This window comes from Halobacillus amylolyticus, from assembly GCF_022921115.1.
Taxonomy (GTDB): Bacteria; Bacillota; Bacilli; order Bacillales; family Halobacillaceae; genus Halobacillus_A; species Halobacillus_A amylolyticus.
On record NZ_CP095075.1, the window covers coordinates 3,775,217 to 3,799,094 of the forward strand.

At 36.4% G+C, this 23,878-nt stretch carries 15 protein-coding genes and 1 pseudogene; 11 read left to right on the forward strand and 5 right to left on the reverse strand.

The annotated features are described in order from the left end of the window. Nucleotides 1-143: 143 nt before the first annotated feature. From MUO15_RS19000 to MUO15_RS19010, 4 genes are all read left to right on the forward strand, one after another. On the forward strand, nucleotides 144-638 hold the full coding sequence (locus MUO15_RS19000; RefSeq protein ID WP_245031797.1) for a VanZ family protein: 495 nt from the start codon (nucleotides 144-146) through the stop codon (nucleotides 636-638). 318 nt (nucleotides 639-956) lie between these two features. Further along, entirely contained in the window at nucleotides 957-2,672 is a 1,716-nt protein-coding gene (locus MUO15_RS19005) for a phospho-sugar mutase (RefSeq protein ID WP_245031799.1), read from the forward strand. Between the two features lie 155 nt (nucleotides 2,673-2,827). Next, complete coding sequence (locus MUO15_RS22015) at nucleotides 2,828-3,007, forward strand: hypothetical protein (protein WP_318036174.1); 180 nt, start codon at nucleotides 2,828-2,830, stop codon at nucleotides 3,005-3,007. 8 nt (nucleotides 3,008-3,015) lie between these two features. Further along, nucleotides 3,016-3,924: an MraY family glycosyltransferase gene (locus MUO15_RS19010; RefSeq protein WP_318036175.1), complete on the forward strand. Its 909-nt coding sequence runs from the start codon at nucleotides 3,016-3,018 to the stop codon at nucleotides 3,922-3,924. A gap of 17 nt (nucleotides 3,925-3,941) precedes the next feature. Here the strand turns inward: MUO15_RS19010 and MUO15_RS19015 are convergent, their stop codons facing one another. After that, nucleotides 3,942-5,042, reverse strand: coding sequence for a CDP-glycerol glycerophosphotransferase family protein (locus tag MUO15_RS19015; protein WP_245031801.1), 1,101 nt, complete (start codon nucleotides 5,040-5,042; stop codon nucleotides 3,942-3,944). A gap of 82 nt (nucleotides 5,043-5,124) precedes the next feature. Continuing rightward, nucleotides 5,125-5,522 (reverse strand): annotated as a pseudogene (tagD, locus tag MUO15_RS19020) (glycerol-3-phosphate cytidylyltransferase). A 352-nt stretch (nucleotides 5,523-5,874) separates the two neighbouring features. Between tagD and MUO15_RS19025 the strand changes: the two are divergent. The 7 genes from MUO15_RS19025 to tagH all read left to right on the forward strand — a co-directional run bounded on the left by MUO15_RS19025 (nucleotide 5,875) and on the right by tagH (nucleotide 19,628). Further along, on the forward strand, nucleotides 5,875-11,307 hold the full coding sequence (locus MUO15_RS19025; RefSeq protein WP_245031803.1) for a PA14 domain-containing protein: 5,433 nt from the start codon (nucleotides 5,875-5,877) through the stop codon (nucleotides 11,305-11,307). A gap of 156 nt (nucleotides 11,308-11,463) precedes the next feature. Further along, a complete protein-coding gene (locus MUO15_RS19030) occupies nucleotides 11,464-12,519 on the forward strand; it encodes an acyltransferase (RefSeq protein ID WP_245031805.1) in 1,056 nt (351 codons plus the stop codon). A gap of 76 nt (nucleotides 12,520-12,595) precedes the next feature. Then, complete coding sequence (galU, locus tag MUO15_RS19035; protein WP_245031807.1) at nucleotides 12,596-13,477, forward strand: UTP--glucose-1-phosphate uridylyltransferase GalU; 882 nt, start codon at nucleotides 12,596-12,598, stop codon at nucleotides 13,475-13,477. Between the two features lie 281 nt (nucleotides 13,478-13,758). Next, entirely contained in the window at nucleotides 13,759-15,807 is a 2,049-nt protein-coding gene (locus tag MUO15_RS21815; protein WP_305853253.1) for a CDP-glycerol glycerophosphotransferase family protein, read from the forward strand. Between the two features lie 134 nt (nucleotides 15,808-15,941). Continuing rightward, a complete protein-coding gene (locus MUO15_RS19045; RefSeq protein ID WP_245031809.1) occupies nucleotides 15,942-17,948 on the forward strand; it encodes a glycosyltransferase in 2,007 nt (668 codons plus the stop codon). A 48-nt stretch (nucleotides 17,949-17,996) separates the two neighbouring features. Then, complete coding sequence (locus MUO15_RS19050) at nucleotides 17,997-18,806, forward strand: ABC transporter permease (protein ID WP_245031811.1); 810 nt, start codon at nucleotides 17,997-17,999, stop codon at nucleotides 18,804-18,806. A 15-nt stretch (nucleotides 18,807-18,821) separates the two neighbouring features. Beyond that, on the forward strand, nucleotides 18,822-19,628 hold the full coding sequence (tagH, locus tag MUO15_RS19055; protein ID WP_245031813.1) for a teichoic acids export ABC transporter ATP-binding subunit TagH: 807 nt from the start codon (nucleotides 18,822-18,824) through the stop codon (nucleotides 19,626-19,628). Nucleotides 19,629-19,645: 17 nt separating this feature from the next. On the opposite strand, the gene MUO15_RS19060 is transcribed toward tagH, so the two are convergent. The 3 genes from MUO15_RS19060 to MUO15_RS19070 are packed head-to-tail and all read right to left on the reverse strand — an operon-like array spanning nucleotide 19,646 to nucleotide 23,803. Continuing rightward, entirely contained in the window at nucleotides 19,646-20,833 is a 1,188-nt protein-coding gene (locus MUO15_RS19060) for a glycosyltransferase family 4 protein (RefSeq protein ID WP_245031815.1), read from the reverse strand. Continuing rightward, a complete protein-coding gene (murJ, locus tag MUO15_RS19065) occupies nucleotides 20,830-22,350 on the reverse strand; it encodes a murein biosynthesis integral membrane protein MurJ (RefSeq protein ID WP_245031817.1) in 1,521 nt (506 codons plus the stop codon). The genes MUO15_RS19060 and murJ overlap by 4 nt, the downstream gene beginning before the upstream one ends. Before the next feature lies 1 nt (nucleotide 22,351). Further along, entirely contained in the window at nucleotides 22,352-23,803 is a 1,452-nt protein-coding gene (locus MUO15_RS19070) for an O-antigen ligase family protein (RefSeq protein WP_245031819.1), read from the reverse strand. Nucleotides 23,804-23,878: the final 75 nt, after the last annotated feature.

Below are 23,878 nucleotides of genomic sequence, written 5' to 3' on the forward strand. Positions count from 1 at the left end.
CACTATGGGAATCTATTTCAGGTTATGAATAATCATGTGCCAAAGGTTTCAATATTAAGTCTATTATTTTTTTGTAAAAAACTCACAAACTATGGGGGAATATGATAAAATATAAACTAGTTTTACAAAATGTGAGGAAAATTATGAAAAAGTTCAGATATTGGATCCCTGCCATCGTTTGGATGGGGATTATTTTTTATTCATCATCTACACCTTATCAAGAACAAGATGTAAAGCCGGTTCTCAGTGACTGGTTTGATCTATCAGGATTTGTCCCTCTGTTTGATGGAATTTCTTTTACTTATCATCATAGTGAGGTAAGCGTGGCAAGTTTAGGTATAGCAGGTTTCATAGAATTCTTTATTAGAAAAGGTGCACATGTAACGGTTTTCCTCTTGTTAACCGTTCTTATCTTCTATGCACTTCGCAAGACTACGAATAGAAACTACCAATCAACTATAATTATTTCTTGGGTTGCAACAGTGCTGTATGCAATAACTGATGAACTTCACCAAGGAATTACACCAAACCGTACGCCTTACATAGGTGACGTGATATTAGATGCTGTAGGTGGTCTGATGGCCCTTCTACTGATCAGCATTGTCTATTTTATTCGACGGCGCAGTAATGCAAGATGATAAGATTTTTGTTGATTACCGACAGAAATGGAAGTTTACTAGCGAAAAATTAAGGAATAGAACATATTAATGGAACTAATAGAAAAGGTGGGTGCTATGAAAGCAGAAGACTTGAAAGATATCCTTCAGTCGATTATTCATCAGACCGAAAAATCTGAACTTGTTTCTTCCGAAGAAATAATAAATAGTTTGATTCAACAACTACAGAATTAATATACATAGGGCAGGTATTCCTGCCCCTTTATTATGTCTAAAACTACATATTAATTATGATATAATTGACACTCAATACGTATAAAACTGCAAAGGAATGATGAGATGAATTGGACTCAGGAATATAAACGCTGGCAAACTTTCGCATCCCTTGATGATAAGCTTCGTACTCAGCTGGATCAGCTGCAAGACGATGAACAGTCACTCGAAGATGCCTATTATAAAAATCTTGAATTTGGGACGGGTGGTATGCGTGGCAAGCTCGGACCAGGTACAAACCGCATGAATATCTACACGATCCGTCGTGCTGCTGAAGGGTTGGCCAACTATGTAGCAGAACAAAACGGCCATGAAAAAGGTGTAGCTATTGCTTATGACTCAAGGTACATGTCAAAGGAGTTTGCGGTTGAAACTGCACGAGTACTTGGCAACCATAATATCCAATCATATGTTTTTTCCTCGCTCAGACCGACTCCTGAACTGTCATTTGCTGTTCGCTATTTAGGAGCGTCAGGTGGAGTGGTGATTACAGCTAGTCATAACCCGCCTGAATATAACGGCTTTAAAGTGTACAATGAAGATGGGGGGCAAATGCCTCCTGAAGAAGCAGGAGCTGTCATCAACTTTGTTAACCAAGTAGAAAATGAATTAACTGTCAAGGTCGCTGAGCAAACTGATCTTGAAGAAGCTGGTTTACTAAAATGGATGGATGAGGAAGTCGATCAAGCCTATTTAGACCATCTGAAAACCGTTAGTGTGAATTCAAATGTGACAGAGTCTGCTGGTGATTTTAGCGTTGTTTTCACCCCTTTGCACGGAACTGCTAAAATGCTTGTTGAGAAGGGGCTTAAGCAAATCGGTTTGACCGAAGTTCATACCGTTGCCGAGCAAGCAGAGCCGGATCCTGAATTTTCAACAGTAGCCTCACCGAATCCAGAGGAGCACCAAGCATTTGAAATGGCGATTGAAAAAGGGAAAGAACTACATGCAGATGTACTGATCGCAACCGACCCAGATGCCGATCGTCTTGGTGTAGCCGTTCCAGATGATAGTGGGGAGTATCAAGTATTAACAGGGAACCAAACAGGTGCACTTATGCTTGATTATTTGCTATCACAAAGCCAAAGCTTGCCAAAGAATGGAATCATGATTAAAACGATCGTAACTTCTGAATTCGGTCGCGTGATCGCTAATCATTACGGTGTAAGTACACTGGATACATTAACAGGATTTAAATTTATTGGTGAAAAAATTAAAGAATACGAAGAATCAGGCCAACATAGCTTCCTGTTTGGCTATGAAGAAAGCTACGGCTATTTAGTGAAGGATTTCGCTCGTGATAAAGACGCCGTGCAAGCAGCTGTTCTTTCAGCAGAAGTTGCGGCTTATTGGAAATCTAAAGGTAAGACGTTGCTTCAAGCTCTAGACGAACTGTATAAAAAACATGGATATTTCCTTGAAGATCTGCAATCCTTAAAAATGGAAGGGAAATCAGGCTCAGAACAAATCCAGTCCATTATGGATGACTTCCGTGAGCACCCTTTGAAGGAAGCGGGCGGGCTTAAGGTTGAGGCCGTTGAGGACTACACTACATCTGAAAGAAAAAATGCGGGTGGTGAGGTCGAAACGATTCAGCTGCCGAAAGCCAATGTGTTGAAATTTATTTTAGAGGATGATTGCTGGTTCTGTCTGCGTCCGTCTGGGACTGAGCCGAAGATTAAGTTTTATTATGGTGTAAAGACAGGTTCCGGCGAGCAAAGTCACAATCTACTAGAAGCAGTCAAACGATCTGTTAACGAACAAATTAAAAAGCACGTGTAGCACAGAGCCCCGGAGATACTCCGGGGCTCTAAATGTTAATACTGTTTTACGTTATGTTAAATTTGACACAAAGTGACAAAAACAGCTAAGTCCTATGATATAATGAGGTTCGCATCTAAAATTAGGGGAACCCCTGTCATTAAGTGAGGATATTTATGAATCAATACATCCATATAATTGTTGCGTTATGTATATCCATGCTAGTTAGTTACCTGCTTGTTTTTCCAGTTATTAAGCTAGCTGTTAAATGGCGAATGATGGACCATCCGGAATATAGAAAAATTCATAAAGTGATTACACCTAGAATGGGGGACTGGCCATCTTTGGTGGGGTAGTAGCGGGGATGCTTTACATTAGACCAGATATAGAATATTGGCCTTCGATTTGTATTGGAGCTACCATTATTGTGATTACGGGACTTCTTGATGACCGCTATCAAATACGCCCGCTTATAAAGTTAGCGGGACAAGTAGCAGCGGCATCCGTAATCATATTCTCCGGGCTGCAAATTGATATTTTAACCATTCCTTTTCTAGGCATGATTCCGATTAATGATGCACTCAGCATTCCACTGACTTTTTTCTGGGTGATCGGGATTACAAACGCAATCAATTTAATTGATGGACTTGACGGATTAGCTACGGGTGTGACAACAATTTCACTCATTAGTGTAGCAGTGATGGCCTTAGCGATTGAGCCACAATTAAGTATTGTCTATTTATGTATTGTCTTGATTGGGAGTAACTTAGGGTTCTTAGTGCACAACTTTTACCCCGCCAAGATTTATATGGGGGACACAGGATCCTTATTTCTCGGTTACTCCATGGCCGTGATCTCAATGGTCGGCTTATTTAAAAATGTAACGTTATTCAGCTTTATCATCCCGATTATTGTACTGGCTATTCCCTTATTTGATACATTGTTTTCTATATTAAGAAGGGTCATTAATAAACAAAAAATCATGATGCCGGACAACAAACATATTCACTATCAAATTTTAGCTGCTGGTTTTAGCCATAGAGCGACCGTATTGATAATATATGGGTTTAGTGCCTTATTTGGATTCCTGGCCATACTGTTTTCTTTAACTTCGTTTGCTATATCACTAGGGATAACCTTCCTGATTTTATTATTACTTCACCTGTTCGCAGAAATGACGGGGGTTGTGTCAAAAGGAAAACGCCCAGTGATTGATATGATAATTAAACAGAAGAAAAACAAAAAAAGTAAACAAAAAAAAGATAGCCAATGAAATTAATATTTCATTGGCTATCGCTGTTCTGCGAGAACTTCTTCTTTTTCTGTTGCTTCCCCATAAATAGCTTGTATCAATTGTAAACTTGACTCGCCTTTTGAATATTCGTTCCAATCTCTTGCAAAACTACTTACAACACCCATGTTGTAAGGCTCATTGAGAATAATTTCAATGATTTCTTCACTTGTATAGGCAACAGGGCCAGGAACCATAGAATGATAGTCTTCCCAGAACCCTCTTGCTCTTGAGTAATCTTCAAGATCATAAGAGTAGAAAATCATCGGTTTATTCAACAGGGAGAACTCATAAGGAATGGATGAATAGTCAGTTATCAATAAATCTGTGATCATCAACAACTCGTTTATTTGCTCGCCTACAGAAACGTCAATAATAAAATTAGGATACGAATTCATAAACCTTGTCTTTACCGCCGGGTGAAGACGCATCAGAAGAACATAATCATCTTGCAAGGCCTCATACATCAATTTTAAGTTTAGTTGAACATCAGCATCAGTTAATTTGTTGTCTCGAAAGGTAGGTGCGTATAATATAACCTTTTTCCCTTTAATTCTAGGATGCTTATTCTCCATTTTTTCTCTAATATTTGCAGAATCCCGATATTCGAAAAAGTAATCGGTTCGAGGTACACCTGTTCTTAAAATTTGAGCATCGGATAAACCAAAGCTCTCTTTAAAAATATCGGCCATTTTATCTGAACCAACCACCACATGGTCAAATTTGTGATATACATTACGGAAACGTTCATTTGCTCTATTTTTCCTCGTTTCAATGGATGGATCTTTAAGTCCAAACCTTTTTACTGCACCAGAAGCATGCCAAAGTTGAATACACTCCACATTGTCACGAAAATCAACAGCAGCTAAAAAACCAAAATAATTGTCAACGAAGACTTTTTCACATGTAGCTAAATGGTAGATAGAGAGAATAAAAGCATAAGGACTTTTTAAATCAAAAGGAAGGACCGAGGTTTGATGGTCTTCCTCATAAGTGTATCTACAGTTACTATCCTTTAAGATCACTATGCTTCCACTGTACTGTTTTTTCAAGGCTTCAACGGTGTACAAAATATTATCCCCAAAAGAAGAAACAAACACCGTTTTCCTCCATTGGGGACTCAGTTTAAAAACGTTAAATAAAATTCTTACAGTAAGCAAATAAATGCTTACTAAAAGTTCTCTAGCCATTGTTCACATCTAATATGTCGTTCTTAATTTTAGACGTTGAAATGCCTACAGTACGTGGAAGATAAACAACTTCACAGTGTTCTTTCAAGTGATCAAACTTCCCTTTCCAGTCATCCCCATAACAAATACATCAATGTCATGGTCTTGAACGTCATTAACTTTTTGCTCCCAGTTATCCTCTGGAATAACCTCGTCAACATAACGAATAGCCTCTAAAATCATTTTACGGTTCTCAAAGCTGTGATAAGCTTCTTTATTTTTAATGGCGTTAAATTCGTCAGAAGAAATGGCTACAATCAAGTAGTCTCCAAGATCAGAGGCGCGCTTCAGTAGATTTATATGTCCCCAATGCAACAAATCGAATGTTCCATAAGTGATTACTTTCTTCATTATTGTATTCCTCCTAAAAGTCATAAGCACTGTTGCCTTAATCAACATATGCTGGCAATTTACTATTATAATAACCTATTTTTACACGCTGTTAACATGAACTTATCAATTTATTTAAATTTTACTTGAATTTCTCTTAAATTCGACCGATATAATATAAGACGTACTAGGTAACAGTTTAACAGTTTCAGTAATGAGATACAAGTTACCACCTGAAAGTACCAATCTCTAAACATCGTTAATTGTCGATTTTTTGAAATAGATTTAAAATATAGTCGAAAATAGTCTTATATTTTTAACGAGTTTCTTGTATAATTATCGATGTTTCAATAAATCAAAAATGGAGGTGCTAATGATAGTTTTAAAGTTAAAATTGAATATGAGGTTGTCTTTGTTTTTGGCTCTTATTATCATCTTAACTCCCTTATTAGGAAAAGAAGTAGCTAAAGCAGCAGAGAGTAATTGGTCGGGGGCATTTTACAACAACCAAACTTTATCTGGAACTTCAATTCCGGCGAGCTACGAAAGCTTGTCTTTTAATTGGGGGAATTCTTCACCTAAAAAAGGGGTACACTCAGACTACTTTTCTTCGAGATTCAGTAAAAAATTAACATTGAGTCAAAAGCAAGACTATTTTGTTAAGACTTTTGCTGATGATGGTATTCGAGTGAAGGTTGATGGAAAGACAGTTATTGATCGCTGGAGTTCTTCTGCAGGGGAATTTAATCAAGCATTTCTTCCTAATTTACAAACAGGCACCCATGAAGTCACTGTAGATTACTTTGATAGAAGACATGGGGCTACTCAGTTTGCAGATGTATTAAAGTTTGGGGATTGGATTGGTTATTACTATGATAATAAATCCCTAGAAGGTAATCCAATGGGAACAAAAGTTTTTTATCCAAAAAGCGTCCGATCCCTTCAGTTTGATCATGGTTATAACTCACCTAATGTGAAGGGGATAGGCAAAGGCGATTTTTCCGCAGAGTTTTATACAGCTATGAGAATTCCAGCAGGGAAATACGTGCTGAAAACGATTCCTGATGATGGCATACGAGTCTACATAGATGGAAAAAAGGCACTGGATTACTGGCAACCTAGTGATTCTAAAGAAAAATCCAACATAATAAATGTAGAAGACAAATCCTCAGGAGAAAAAGATGTTCATTGGATAAAAATCGAATACTTTGAGAATGGTGGCAAGAGTAAATTAGATTTTAAGCTGACCCCTTTGAGTGAGGCGTTATCTAGTGAAAAGTGGTTAGCAAGTCATTATAACTCTACATCACCTATGGGGAATGGAATTGTAGAAACGAATAAATCTCATAAAGAAATTAATTTTAAATGGGGTTTTGGTAGCCCGTATAACGGCATTCGTTCAGACTATTTTTCAAGTTCTTTCTTTAAAAGACTTGACCCTAATCAAAACTACTTTGTTAAAACATTCGCGGATGACCGTGTGAGAGTGTCCGTAAATGGAGATTTTGTTTTAAATCGGTGGTCCAATTCTGCAGGGGAGGAAGATGCTGGACTAATTACTGGTTTAGAGCCTAGTAATATTGTTCAAGTAGACTATATGGACAATACTAGAGAAGCCACTCTATTAGCTGATGTATTACCTGTCGGGGATTGGATGTCATATTATTATAATAATAATAATTTAGATGGTACACCTGTTTATAAGGAACAGTTAGATGGAATATCAAATTCTTTAAGCTTTGACCATGGTTATAATTCTCCATCTGAGAAAGTTTCGAAAAACGAATTTACTGCAAGTTTTACAACATACAAAAAATTAAGTGCGGGAAAATACTTGTTTAACACAAAAGTCGACGATGGGATAAGAATTTATGTTGATGACAATCTTGTTGTGAATCAATGGGGGAAAAGTCGTTACCAGGAAGAGTTAAATCACGTAGTAGAAATATCTGATCTTAAAGGAAGAGAGAAAGAATTCCATAAAATAAGGATTGAATATAGGGAGTTTGAGGGGAAGAGTAGACTAGATTTTAAAATAACCCCTTTCAATCGGACATTCTCCTATGATTCTTGGACAGGAATTTATTATAATGATAGAAACTTAAGTGGTGTTGGAAAAATTTCACCAAACTCTTACGAATCTTTAGATTTCACTTGGGGCTTTGGTTCACCGATGGAAGGAATAAAAACAGACTATTTCTCAGCCTCTTTTTACAAAAAAATTCGTGCCGGAAAAGACTATTTTGTACAAACATATGCTGATGATAGAGTTCAGGTGTCAGTCAATGATAATTATGTAATTGATAGATGGTCTAATTCATCAGGTGAAGTTGATAATGGTGTTATCACAAATAGAAACAAAGATTCCCTGGTAAAAGTTAATTACATGGATAATACTCGTCATGCAAAATTAAAAGCTGACATAGTTCCATTTAATGATTGGATAGGTTATTACTATAATAATGTTGAACCGAAGGGAGCTCCAGATGCAAAGGCAATCTTATCAGGAGTAGATAATAGCTTATCTTTCGACCATGGTTATGGAAGACCATTAAAAGGTATTAATGAAGATGATTTCTCAGCCAACTTTACTACATACAAAAGGTTAGATCCTGGCAGGTATGTGTTAAACACAAAGGTTGATGATGGAATCCGTATTTATGTTGATGGTGAGTTAGTTATTAACCAATGGCAAAAGAATCGTTTCAACGAGGATTTACAACATGTACTGGATATTCAGAATAATGAAGGTTCAAATATTCATGAGATAAAGATCCATTATAAAGAGTTCTCAGGAAAAAGTAAGCTTGATTTTGAAATTTCACCTATACATGAAGTTTTATCAACTGATAGTTACTTAGCTGCATATTTTAATCAGTCCTCACCTACAGGTATAGGGGTTATTGATGCTAATAGTCCAATCAAAGATATTAACTTTTCTTGGAATAGCAATGCATCACTTAATTCAATATCAACTACTAATAATTTCTCGGCTTCCTATCATAAACTTTTACCATCTAATCATGACTATTTCGTGCAAACGTACACGAAAGATAAGGTTAGAGTAAAAGTGAATGGGAAAGAAATAATTAACAATTGGTCTAGTAATAATGAAGGGGTGGCCAAGGGATATATTACAAATTTGAAAAGCCCAGTACAATTACAAATCGATTATTCAAAGAACTCAGATAATGGAATGGTGATGTCAGATGTGGTTCCGTTTGGAGATTGGATTGTTCATTATTACAATAATAAATCATTAAGCGGGACGCCTGTTGCTAATGAGACAATTAAATCATCTAAACTAGCGTCAGAAACAGCACTTGATATTGATCATGGGCAAAGTTCACCTATAGAAAATGTTAATAAAAATCAACACTCTGCAACATATACAACATATAAACGTTTACAAGCAGGGGACTATATTGTTAGAACACAAGCTGATGACGGGATAAGGGTCTATTTAGACGGAAAATTAATTCTTGATCAATGGGAAAATAGCACATTTGGGGAACAAACAACTAACCTTATTAAAGTGAGAGATCATAGTAATAGTGGCAAAGATATCCATGAGATAAAGGTAGAATACTACGACGACTATAACCATAGTAAATTTAAATTCTCATTATTACCTGTAAAAGAAGAGATTCCTGAACAGGGATGGATAGGTCTTTATTATCCGAATGAAAACCTAAATAATGCAACTGCTGTGGAGGGTGGAACAAACTCTGTTAAACAGTTGGATAGAATTTCAAAATATTGGTTGGAAGATAAACCTAAGAATAGTATTCCGGAAGATAACTTTTCCGCGAGCTTCTATCGTTATATAAACGGAAACAAAGATTACTTTGTTCAGACTTTTGCGGATGATGGTGTAAGACTGTCAATAGATGATAATAGAGTAATAGATGCCTGGCACCCTTCACCAGGAGATATCCATAGGGGCTTAGTAACAGGATTATCAAACACTAACCATAGGGTGCAGCTAGATTACTTTGATCAAACGTCAAATGCTGTCCTATACAATGATGTTGTGGAGTTAGGTGATTGGGTTGCTTATTATTATGGTAACAATGATTTAAATGGGTATCCTGTAAACTCTGACGTGTTTTCACCTAATTCTAGTGGTGGGTTTACGGATAACTATAATCAAACCTTAGATCGAGTACCGAATAATAACATTTCGACTAGATATACTACGGCTAAACGTATCGAAGAGGGTTCATATCATCTGAACGTAAATCTTTATGGCGGAGTTCAAGTACTGATAGATGGTGAAGTAGTAATAGACAGACGGTACCAGGATAATGAGCAAGATCGTACTGTTAAAGTCGATATTGAAGACACACCAAATCAAGGAAATATACATTGGATTGAGGTTCGCTATTTTAATGAAAGTGCGAAAAGTAATATTAAACTTTCACTTACTAAGTATAACGAAAGAGCATATCTCAATGAAGATAGTTGGACAGCAGAATATTATCCTAATGTTATCGATCCCAATAGCAATTCACCCCAATCTTCTAACGGGGTAGCATATATTGTTGATGGAATTGATAACATCGAATTTGATTGGGAAAATAATAGTCCCCATTCAATGTTACCATCTGATGAGTTCTCAGTTATTTTTAGAAAAGAATTAGTGGTAAATGAAGACACTGCCTATGACTTTAGTGTTTTGGCTGATGATGGCGTGATAGTAGAGGTGGATGGTGAGAGGATTATAGATTCTTGGAAAGGCAGCGATTATGAATTAAGAGAAGCCAAAAACCATTACCTTACTAAAGGAAGTCATACTATTACAGTAAAATACTTTGAAGGATCTAGGAGAGCAGCAATTGAGTTATCCTATAAACAATCTGTATTAAAAGAGGTTAACAGTACTTATACATCATATGAGCTTTCGCTAGATCGTATGGTTAATGTACAAATGACTGCTAGTCCTGCCACAGATATAAGGTATAAACTTTATATAAGGGAAGATGGCTTACTAGAGGGAACTCCATCAGCAGGTTTCGGTACTGTAGATGGGGGAACTTGGAATATCCGGCGTGGGCCTGGTACTAGTTTCCAAACAGGTGCTCAAGTTACCAGTGGGGATGTATTTCCAATTAGAGGGAGCGTTAAAGGTTCTGATGGTTATATGTGGCACCATATTACTAGTACGAACTCTTGGGTGGTTCCTACTAAAGAAGATCTTGCATATTATGTTAACCCTAATAATTTCACAGGTGATTTCAGACAATCTCTACAGTTCTTAAAGTTATCGGACAGTGGAGATATCAACATCCAGGAAGTAAACGAAAAAATTCTACAAAATAAAGGAATTTTAAAGGGAAAAGCAAAGTCTTTTGAAGAAGCTGGTAAAAAGCATGGGGTTAACATTATTTATCTAATAGCCCATGCCTTACTAGAATCTGGAAACGGGAATTCAGAACTTTCTACTGGAGTAGTTGTTGATGGTGAGGAAGGAAGAAAAGTTGTTTATAACATGTATGGAATAGGTGCATATGATAACTGTGCCTTAGCGTGTGGTTCCCAGTATGCATATGATGCAGGTTGGTTTACACCTGAAGCTGCTATTATTGGTGGAGCTCAGTTTATCGGGGATGGTTATGTAAATGCTGGTTTAGATACTTTATATAAAATGCGTTTTAACCCCGAAGCTATTGAGAATAATGGTAAGTATGGAAGGCAATATGCAACCGATATTGGGTGGGCCTATAAGCAAACTAGAAGAATATATGAGCTTTATAATTTGCTTGAGTCTTATAGCATTACGTTAGATATTCCAAGGTTTAAATAATAATTCTATAAATCAGTTTGAATTAGAGAGGGTACCTCAAAATTACTTTTAGAGGTACCTTCTCTTTTTCTAAAACTACTAGTTAGTACTGACCCCTATAAATTATTACTGGCTAACGTATTATATGAGAATTCTAAAATTAAATGAGGTTTTCCAATGAATAGGAATACTACCATTGACTTTATAAAATTCTTTGCTATGATCTTCATTGTTTATATCCATGCCAATGCTTTTGAAAATGTAAATATACTAGGTGTTGAAGGAAAAAAAATAGATCTAATTATTGATACTTTTGCCCGTTTTGGAGTGCCATTTTTCTTTATGGTTTCCGGATATTTAGTCGTTAACCAAGTTCAAAATCGTGGAGGTAAGTATTTTACTGGCTATATCTTCAAACTAGTTAAACTCTATGTAGCATGGTTTCTTTTTTTTATATTTTACGATTTATTAATGAAAATTATTAATGAAGGCTTCAAAACTGGTGTATTATGGGATTATGTAGCCAGCTATAATTCTCTTGAAGTATTCTACTATGGTGCTGGTCACACTCAATATCATCTTTGGTATCTTTTAGCAGCAATTTGGGGTATGGTAATCTTTTCAATATTTTACTATTTCCAAAAAACCAATATTCTATTTTTTATCAGTCTTACCCTATATTTGATCGGGCTTCTTGATCAGTCGTACTCAGGGATTTATAATTTATATTTTAATTCTAGGGATGGTATATTCTTTGGGTTGTTTTATATAACCTTAGGTGCAATGTTTGCTCAAAGTAAAAATACCATAGGTTTCAGCTATAGGATAAAACCTGCAGTATGGCTAGTTACATTCTTTGGGCTATCTTTTATTCAAGTAGTGGAAAGAGTGGTTACAATTTATTGGATGAATGGTAAAGAGGGAAATTATTTTATTTCTACTATACCTATAGTTATTGTGTTGTTTTTGTTTATAATAAACAAGCCTGATATCGGTAAGGGGTCTTGGGTTAATTATATAGGTAAACAAACGGTAGGAATATATGTGGTTCACACAGCGGTTATTAATATAACTAATCAATTAATAGATTATTGGGAATTGAATTATTTTAGGGAACATCTGTTGTGGGGAATATTATTTACACCTTATATTTTCTTCTTTTCCTATGCAACATACATGACAATACAAAAGCTAAAAAAAGAAGCTTTGTTAAGGCTAAAAAAGAATGCATAAGGTAATCATTGTAGAATTGTAAAAAGTTATTTATAATGATTTATTATGATGAAAATTGTACTTTGGAGGAAAAAAAATGAAATCAGTTAAGAAGGCAATTATACCGGCTGCTGGTCTAGGCACAAGATTCCTACCAGCCACTAAAGCTATGCCTAAGGAAATGTTACCTATTGTAGACCGTCCCACAATTGAATACATTGTAGAAGAAGCAGTGAAATCTGGGATTGAAGACATTATTATAGTTACCGGAAAAGGAAAAAGAGCAATTGAAGACCATTTTGATAGTGCGTTTGAGCTAGAAGAAAGCTTGGTAAAAAAAGAGAAATTCGAAATGTTAGAAGAAGTTAGGAAATCAGCTAATGTTGATATACACTATATACGACAAAAAGAGCCGAAAGGGTTAGGTCATGCTATATGGTGTGCAAGGAAATTCATAGGGGATGAACCTTTCGCTGTACTTTTGGGGGATGATATTGTCCAACATGACAAACCTTGTTTGAGGCAGCTTATGGATGAATATGAACAAGTTCAATCATCTGTCATTGGTGTGCAATTTGTTCCCGATGATCAAACGCATAGATATGGAATTATTGATCCACTAGAGCAAGATGGACGAAGGTTCAAGGTGAAAAAGTTTGTAGAAAAGCCTGTTGAAAATGCGCCTTCTAATATGGGGATTGTTGGTCGTTACATTCTTACACCAGAGATTTTTGACTATTTAAGTGAGCACAACATTGGAGCTGGGGGAGAAATACAGCTAACTGATGCTATTGAACAATTGAATAAATTGAAACCTGTATATGCTTACGAATTTGAAGGTAATCGTTATGATGTAGGTGAAAAATTCGGTTTTATACAAACTACTTTAGAAATAGCGCTAACACGAGATGATTTAAGAGAACCATTAGAAAGATATATAAAGGAATTGAATGAACAGTTAAGTGGTGTTAAAAAATAAGCTAAGCTTAAGGCGGACTTTCAAAAAGTCCGCCTTAAAAATTTGTCTTTCAGATTTGTTTTGAATAAAGTATGATTAAGAATATAATTATAATGTCTATGTATGCTTTTATTAAAAATCCTCTAATATAAATCGTTTTTATAAGATTGAAAATCAACTGAGTAAAAAGTTTCTGGTCACTTTTATATTGTATTGCTCTTAGTTATTATTACAACTGTTTAATGAAACATTTACTTTTGTTCACAAGAATTTTAACTACATAAAGAAAAGGGAGGTATTTCATGAGACAAAAAAGTAAGCAACAGCCATATGCTGCAGATATTAAACTACATGGCAACCACCAAATATCAATATTTATACCAATGTCTAAACAAAAAGACCGTAATAATCGCTTAATCTTAGTTAATAGGCAAACTCAAGAAGAAATAAACCTACCTTTAAATAGGAAAGACGTGAATCGTGTTACATGGCTTCTTTATGGAGTCTTGGATTATTCTGTATGGAGTAAGAAGTTATTCAATGGTAAGTATTGGGATCTTTATTTGCAAAATAGTGAAGGTACTCGGCGTGTAAGCGGTACAAACAATTCATTTGAGTACGTAAGAATTAATCAGGATGGGAGCACATTCCACCCGTATGTTACTGAAAAAGGTAATGTTTCATTCAAACATAGCGAAGTTGATCTTTTTGCAGGTATAAATGATGTCAATCTTAATGATGATGGAGTGATAACCATCAAGGGCCAAGTGGAAAAGATAGATTTGAATAGAGTTAAAGAAAGTTATATGATCATTAGTGATTCATCTAATACTGAAAACAGAATACCTATTCAAATAACAGAAAATACAGGGGAGAATTTTAATATATTCCAAACCCAAATTCAACTTGATGAAGCTTATACAGTATTAGTGCCTAATGCATTGAAGTTTACACTAGGATTAGAGTATACAGAGGAAGAGGCAGTTGTGGTAAGGGAAAGTCCAAGGTTAAAATATCATGGGCCCGGCACATTTGAGAAAACTCAAATTATTTATGATGGTAAAACTCAAATTAAATTTACTATTAAACCTACCAAGAAAAAAAGATACCTATCAGTTAAAATACTTGAAGACAACCCCTTAAAGGAAACAGCCGAAAAGCTTGAATTAAAAGTGATTAAAATTAGAAGAGGTAAAAAAGCACTAAAACTTTATAAAAAAATTTTTCGAATTGCGAGTTTACTTCCACGGAAAAATAATTTGGTTGTGTTCGAAAGTTTTCACGGCAAGCAGTATAGTGACAGTCCACGAGCGATATACGAATATATGAAAAAAAATGAACCTGGTTATCATTTAGTTTGGAGTGCAGACAGAAGGTTCTATAATGAACTTAAAGAAAAAGAACTTCCTGTCGTAAGGCGATTTTCCATTAAATGGTTGTTAGTGATGACTAGGGCTAAATATTGGGTGACAAATACACGTCTCCCTAACTGGATGCCAAAACCTAAAGGTACTGAGTATTTGCAAACTTGGCACGGAACTCCTTTAAAACGACTGGCAACTGATATGAATGAAGTTCATATGCCGGGTACGAACACATTTAAATACAAGAGTAACTTCATTAAAGAAACTGGTAAATGGGATTATTTAGTGGCTCCTAATCAATATTCTAGTGAAATATTTGAGAGAGCTTTCTTGTTTAATGGTAAGATGATTGAGTCTGGTTATCCAAGAAATGATTACTTGAATCAGCAAGATAATCAGGAAACGATTGACGGCTTGAAAGAAAGTTTAAATATCCCGACAGATAAAAAAGTGATATTGTACGCACCAACCTGGAGAGATAATCAATTTTATCAAAAAGGAAAATACAAATTCGATCTTAGTTTAGATTTAGAACAAATGAGAGAGGAATTAGGTGATGATCATGTAGTAATTCTTCGAATGCATTACCTAATTGCTGAAAACTTTGACCTTGGTCCGTTTGAAGGCTTTGCCTATGATCTTTCTAAACATGAAGATATCCGTGATTTATATTTAATCTCTGATGTATTAATCACTGATTATTCATCTGTATTTTTTGATTATGCTAATTTGAGAAGGCCAATTATTTTTTACGTATATGACCTTGATGAATACCGCGACAGCTTAAGAGGTTTTTATTTGGACTTAGAAACGGAAGCCCCAGGCCCATTAACTAAAACAACGGATGAGGTAATTAACTCAATTAATGCATTTGAAAATAGTAATTATCTTTTAGGTAAAGAGTTTGAAAAGTTTTATGATCGTTTCTGTTCTTGGGAGGATGGAGAATCTTCTAAGCGTGTTGTAGAAGAAGTCTTTAAAAAATAAATTACCATGCATAGGCACATCTACGGTTAGAACTACGAAGCTTTTTCCTTAAAAAATTCAATTGAAAACTATGTAATAATTTAATTTCTCAGAGTGTTTTTTAAGTTGATATCAATAACCCACCTTAGGAGGTAATGGATTTGAATAAATGCTCACCTGTCTTTGTATTTAATTCTCTTGATTCAGTTAGAGGTGGACTTACAAAAGCTGTATTAACAAGAGCTAACTTTTTAATTAATAAATACGATAATGTTATTTTTTTAACCTTAGCATTTCAACAAAATTATCACGAGATTATAGAAAAACTTTATGAAAATGGAAGTCTTGATAGAAGGGTCAAGGTTCTGAACTTCTTTGATGACTTAAAGAATGTTTCTCCTCAAGAAGAAAGTTCTAATGTTGAGAGTAGTGTTGAAGAAGATGGCCTACAGTATTTTAAGGACCCGAATAATGAATTACCTAGCTATCGGTACTATCAGAATGGAGTATATGTAAAATATAAGCGTTTCGACTCAGACGGAAGACTCCTTCTTGTAGATTATATGAGTGAGGGAAGACATCGTTTAAGAAGGGAAGAGTATGATGAATTAGGTCATATTTCTAGGATTCGTCATATGGACTTAGTTAAAAACAAACCAAAATTAGATCGGTACGTTGATTCAGAGAAAAATTGTTTCCTTTCTGTTTGGATTGACTCAAGCAATAAAAAACAAGGAAGAACATTGTATTTAGGCAAAGATCCTAAAGAGTATGGAAGTCTTTATGATGCATATATAAATTGGGTTTCTCAAAAATTAAAATCAATAGATAACCCCATTGTTATGTCTGATTCAAGATTCACTGATGGATTGGTAACGTCCCTGAAAAATAAAAATATTAAACGAATTGCTATTTTGCATAATAATCATTTTAATAAACCCTTTGACGGTAGTGAAGGAATAAAAAGTACATGGTCCCCGTTCTTAAAAAATATTAGTAAATATGATAATGTGGTTTTTTTAACTGAGGAACAAAAAAATGACATAGGTGAGTTTTGCGGAAATAGTAGTAAATATACTGTAATTCCGCATTCTGCCCAAAAAGTTGAGACGAAAACAGAAAAACCTAAAGATTACCACCCTTATTCAGCGGTCACCTTAGCAAGATATAATTCTCAAAAACGTTTGGATGAAGCTATTCGTGCTTTTTCATATGTTGTAAAAGAAATTCCTGATGCGCAGTATTTCATTTATGGTTTTGGGGGAGAACAATCTAAGCTTGAAAATTTAATTGGTGAATTAAAGTTACAAAAGAATGTACATTTAAAGGGTTTCACAACTGATCCTACGGCAACTTACCAATCGGCGGCGTGTTCTATTCTTACTTCTGATTATGAAGGTTTCGGTTTAGTCATGACAGAGAGTATGGCTGCTGGGACACCAGTTGTGGCCTATGACGTGAAATATGGTCCTAAAGATATTATTAAAGATAATATAGATGGATTTTTAGTACCTAAAGGTAACAAGAAGAAACTAGCCGATAGGATAATTACTTTAATGAAAGACCAAACCCTTAGAAATTCCATGGGTGAAAAAGCATATGAGGTGGTTAACCGTTTTAGCTTTGAGAAGTATGAAGAAAATTGGTTTAACCTTTTGGAAAAGCTTAATAGAGAAATACAAGATGAGATTAATAATCCTATTAAATCAAGTGCTGTTTTAGATTCCTATGGGGATAATAAAAAAATTCGATTGACCTTAGAAATTGGGAACAATGATATGGATTATCATCAAGATTATAAGTACAATATACTTATTGTTAATCGTTATTCTAAAGAAGAGAAACAGAAACCAATTAAATGTGAAAATGGGAAGTTTTATTCAATTATTGAATTGGATGAAATTTTGTTGGATAATACAACATGGGATTTTTACTTAAATGCTTTTAAAGATCAAAAATCTTATAAAAAGCGTCTAAAATGGAAAGATAAGGCTGGTTTTGAAATGCTAGTGGACCAAAGTAATAAGATTTATGCTTATGAAACGAAGAAAAATAATTATTCCATACATGTTGTTTCTTTTGAACAAAAAAGGTCTGAAACTAATCAATCTGTTATTGATTCTGATGGGGTATGGGGTAAGGTTAAAGGTTTTTTAAAGTAATTTATTAACACGCTTTTGTGTTATAGGCAAGTTAGGTAGGTAAATATAATGAATTCAGCATTAACTGTAATTAATGAACAGGTTAAATATTTTTATTTAGTTCGAAGATTATCACTATATGAAATGAAAAGCTCTAACACGAATAATTACCTTGGGATGCTGTGGGAATTACTGAATCCAGCAATTCAAATATCTATATATTGGTTTGTGTTTGGGTTCGGAATTCGAAACAGAGTGGGTGAGGGAGGAATTGACTTCTTTCCTTGGATGCTATCAGGAATAGTTGTTTGGTTTATGATTAACCAAGGACTACTTCAAGCATCAAAATCAGTTTACACCAAAATTAAGATGCTTTCTAAAATGAACTTTCCCATGAGTGTAATTCCTAACTATGTAATATTTTCTAAACTTTATCCACATCTTATGCTGTTAGCTTTAGTTATAATTATACTCTCGCTACTTGGTTTTCCGGTTAATATTTACTATTTACAGTTGCCTTTGTACATTATTGGTGTGCTGTTATTATTGTATGCCATTTCTCTTATAACATCGACTCTTTCAACAATCGTACGTGACGTGCAAATGCTTTTACAATCTGTCTTAAGGATGTTGCTTTACCTATCTCCTATTCTTTGGGATGTAAGCCGTATAGATCAAGAATGGCTACGAGTAATTATGAAAATTAATCCATTCTACTATATTGTGGAGGGCTACCGTACCTCCTTATTAGGTCAAGGTTGGTACTTCATTGATGAATGGCAGTATACTTTGTACTTTGTCGGAGTTGTAGTAGGATTGTTCATTATTGGTTCCGCGTTGCACGTTAAATTTAGACGACACTTTATTGATTTTCTATAAAACGGAAGTGATAACATGGCTAAATCAGTCATTGTAAATGATGTTACAAAAATATATAAATTGTTCAGTAGCCCCAAGGAGCGTTTGCTTGATCTTGTGATTCCAAGGAAATCTTATGGGGAGAATTTTTACGCGCTCCAAAATGTAAGTTTCGATGTAGACGAGGGTGACATTGTAGGCTTTGTTGGGGTCAATGGTTCAGGTAAATCCACCTTGTCTAATATTATTGCTGGAGTTGTTCCGGAATCTTATGGATCGGTAGAAGTGAGGGGACAAGCTGCTATAATTGCGGTTAATTCTGGTCTGGACAATAAGTTGACAGGCCGTGAAAATATAGAGTTGAAGCTCCTTATGCTGGGCTTCAATAAGAAGCAAATCAATGAACTTGAGGATGAGATTATTGAGTTTGCCGAAGTTGAAAAATTTATTGATCAGCCAGTAAAGTCGTATTCAAGCGGTATGAAGTCACGCCTTGGCTTTGCAATTTCTGTTAATGTGGATCCTGATATATTGCTTATTGATGAAGCTTTATCTGTTGGTGATAAAGCTTTCGCCGAAAAAAGTCTAGCAAAGATGTATGAGTTTAAAGAGAGCGGGAAAACGATGTTCTTTGTTAGTCACTCGATTGGACAGATGAAGAAGTTTTGTGAGAAGGTAGTTTGGCTTGAATATGGTGGAGTAAAGGAATATGGCCCTGCCAAGGAAGTTCTTGCACATTATGAAGAGTTTTTAGAGAAGTATAAGAAGATGTCTAAGAAAGAGAAACAGCAATATAAAGACGAAGTGACACGTAAGCAAAGTGGAATAGAAGCGGCAACATAATAAGAAGCACCCGTTCTTTAATTAGAGCGGGTGCTTTGCTGTTCAACGGCATCTGAATAGGTTTTCTCAAATCTTTCGGCAGCAGCTAAATGTGAAAAAGAAGATCGTATTTTCATTTGAGCAGCCTGTGACAGCGTATCTGCCGCTTCCTTATGCTCAATAAGGTAGGAAATATGCTTGCTAAGCTCTTGTTCATCGCGATCACCAAATAGAAGACCATCTTCTTGATGAGTAATCAACTCTTTCAACCCTCCGACAGCCCCAGCAATAACTGGTGTACCTGATCCCATGGCTTCAAGAGCAGAAATAGAAGTAGCCTCTTCCACACCATGTGAATGTACACTAGGGATAAGGACGATGGAGGCTGTTTGATAAAGTTCCACCATATCTCCATGAGGGACGGATCCTAGCAAATAAACATGCTTTTCTAGATTGAGGTCGATGATTTTTTGTTTCATGTTCGTCATTTGTTCACCAGTCCCTGCATAAACGAGGGCAGTTTCAGGGTGTTGTTTAACTACTTCCTTTAGTGCAAGAAGGGGGTAGATGACACCGTTCTTCTCGGTTAATCGTCTTGGTACGAATAACATTGTATGATCGATAGGGATATTGTATTTCTCACGTGCAGCTTGAAGTTGTGTTGATGAGTTGAGAAATTGCTCTGTATCAATGAAATTACGCACGACATGGGCATCGGCCCCGGAGGTTTCTTTTACATAGTCACGGATCCTCTGGTCAACGGTAATATTGGCATTTGCGGATCGATAGGCTTGCTGTTCGTAGCTTCGAATGTTATTTGCAGTCTCACTATCGGATTGAACGGCTCCTCTGCTGATGGCTTCATAAGCATAGTAGCCATGGATAGTTGCGACAACGGGGATCCCTGATTGCAAGGAAGCTAGTGTTGAGAATACATCCTGTGAATTGATGACGTCATAGGAGGCAGCCTGGTGTTTTATCGCCTGCTCTAATAGTTTCCTTCGTTGCAGGTCATTCATCAATTGACCTTTTCCAGGGCTGAATCGGTTCATTACATAACCTGGTCCTTGGGCAAAGAGCTTCTTTTTCAAATTTGGCAGTTGTGTGAAGGAGAGGACATCTACATGGTGTCCCCGGGCTTCAAGGCCTTTTTTAAGTGTGGTTACATGAGAGGAAAGGCCGCCTTCATGAGGGTAATCAAAAATCGTTGTCACTAGAATGTTCATGATGATGCATCCTTTCTTAGTAAACGGTTTAGTTCCTGTTTCAAGATGGTTAATTTCCCTAGCCAGACAAGAGCTATGAACAGGATGAAAGTAATTAAAGTTGTACTGATCAAACGAATCCATTGTTGGTCGAGAGCGATCCATTCGGTTAGGAACCAGGTGCTGATTAATACAATAATGAAGACCACAAGTAGTTTGAGCCAATCCTTAACGAAAAATTGTGTATCCTTCACCTTTTCGATTTGCTTAAGACAATGATACAAGTAAATGGATTGAACCAGCATGGATGCACTTGTACCTAGGGCGACGCCTCCAATCCCAATAAATGGGGCAAGGGATGCACTAAGAATAATGTTTAAACCGACACCATATACACAAGATCGCAGGGCCACTTTATTTGCCTTATAGGCATAGACACTGTTCATTAAGTAATCCCTGAGCGCAAAAAACGGCAGGGCAATTGCGAAGAATAAGAAAGCCATAGCTGTCAGGTTTACAGCTTGATTATCAAAGGCACCTCGTTCAAAGGCGAGCGAGACGAGTAATTTGGCCTCAAGGATCATCACAATGGTCAAAGGCAGTGCTGTAACAATAATGATGTTCATTCCTCGATGAACAAGATGTAGGAAAGATTGAATTCCTTTCCCTGCTTCCTTAGCAAGTTGTGGATACATAATGACTGAAATTGGCATGAGCATAATGCTAAGCGGCAGCCACAGGAGTCGATTGCCATAATTCAATGCCGACACGCTTCCATCTACTAAAAAGGAAGATACCACTCGATCGACAACGCCATTTAGTTGAACAACTATGGAAGCGAGAATGATCGGCCAGAACGGGCGCAGCACTTTCTTAATAGCTGGCCACTCTTTCCAGATCATCAATTTTTCTGAAGACCAATGACTAGTATGGATCCAGGGCCATTGAATGATGATTTGCAGTATACTTCCGATAAGCACACCTACTGCAAGTCCATAGATGCCTAACCAGTTATAAAAGATATACATACTTATAATGATGCCTAGATTGTTGACAATAGGTGCCCAGGCAGGAGGGCCGAATGTATCGTTTGCATGCAGTAGTCCCTGTGCCAGCGACTGTGCTGTCATAAAAATTAGAGATGGCATCATAATCAATGTAAGCATCGTTGCAAGTGATAATTGTGTTGTCTCGAATCCTGGTGCGAAAAGATAGACGAGCGGCTTCGCAAGCAACATAGCTATAATTGTGATAACAAGAGATAAGGCGATGAAAAAGGTGCCCAGTCTTCTCATTAATTGTGCCGCTTCGTGTGCTGATTTTTGTTTTTCTTCAATATATAGGGGGATGATTCCAGCTTGAATCCCTGTCCCTAGTGCTGTAAATAAAATTGTTGGAATTAGGAAAGCGACAAAGAAAATATCAGCCGTTTGACTCGCCCCAAAAAGAGAGGCAATCAGTGCTTCTCTGAAAAAGCCAAGCAGCTTGCCGAAGCCTGAAAGGATCGTTACCATTCCAAAAAGTTTTAGCCATTTCATATTAGGTCTCCAAGCGTTGTTTGTTTAGTACATAGCCTATTATGACATAGAAATAAAGGGTGAAGGTCTTGTCCTCAAGGATATTATAAAACAAACCAGCGGCTAGCAGAACGGTTAGACTGGCGAGACTAATACTTCTCCACAGTCTGTTATCAAGCTTCCAGCATTTAATAGCTAATAGAATGACAAAGGTTAAACTAAGCAAGATTCCTATGACCCCTGTCTCTGTTAACAATAAAATGTACTGGTTGTCTGCATACAAGTTATTAGGAATCCCATATTCATCGTAAATGGGTGATGGGTAGCTTTGTGTAGCTGCGTCTCCAAATGTAGCGAACCCGCTTCCTATCACGGGATGATCGAGAAAGACTTCTACACCTTTAAAAACAACGTATAGCCTTCCCCATTCGGCACTAGCTTGAATCGTGTCATTTGAGAACATCTCCTTGAACCGCTCAATGAATACGTTATTTTGCTTTTGGTTTTCAGTGTCTTCTGTTGAGTCGTTATTCTCCGGTTCTTGAGTAGTAGTTGTTGCTTCATCAAAATATCCAGACGTTTCAATAGCATCTGTAGCAGCTACAACTGGATAGTAGATAAAAGCGAAGGCGATTAACCCATATACGAGCAACGGGATTGCCTTTTTCCAAGTTCGATAGATGATCAAAAAGATAAGGACACCTGCACCAAAGGCCAAGATGGTTCCGCGGGAATAGGTTAGCAGCATCGTTCCTAATAAGAGGACACGTATGACACCGAGCCAACCCACGTGCAGTTTTGGATCTTTTAGTAAGAAGGTGGCAAAGAATACTATGAAGAGATAGGTAGCCAGCACATTAGGGTTGCCGACCAATCCGTAAATTCTCATCGCATTCGCACTAGCAAGGTCTAAGTTTTCCCACGTTTCCGGAAGCAGCCAATTTCTGAGCGATAGTTTTTCAATTAATCCGTGGATGCTTATAATAACGGCTGTCCCCATTGAAACATAGATAAGCTGATTGATATCTTTTCTTTTCCATGGAAACTCTGCTGATATATATATGAGCAAAAAGGTAATCAACAAAGCTCTTATTTCAAAAATCCCTGCGATAGGTGAAATTCCATTTAATAATCCGGCAAACAGCCCGACGGCAAGGACGAGCAGAAACGGTAAAGTGAAACGATATTTACGCCAGAGTGCTTTAAGGGCTGGACGTTGTCTTATCAAAATGAATAGAAGGGTAAATAGGATTAATAAATCCCCTAAATAGGTGAGTCCGTTGTTGATTTCAACGAGGAAGGGTCGAAACGGGAAAAAGATAAAAATGAACATAAATCCATTCTTCACGTAAACGATACTTGATAATAGGATGACAACTGTTACGATATACCCGACTAATGGAGTGGGAACAATGATGGCACAGGCAATAAGAGTACTATGTAGGGCTAGTAGCCAATATCGAAAATAAAACATATGATCACCTCAAGATTCTCTATTGTTTTTATGTATCTTCCCTATATAATAAACCTGTTACCGCGAACAAGACTA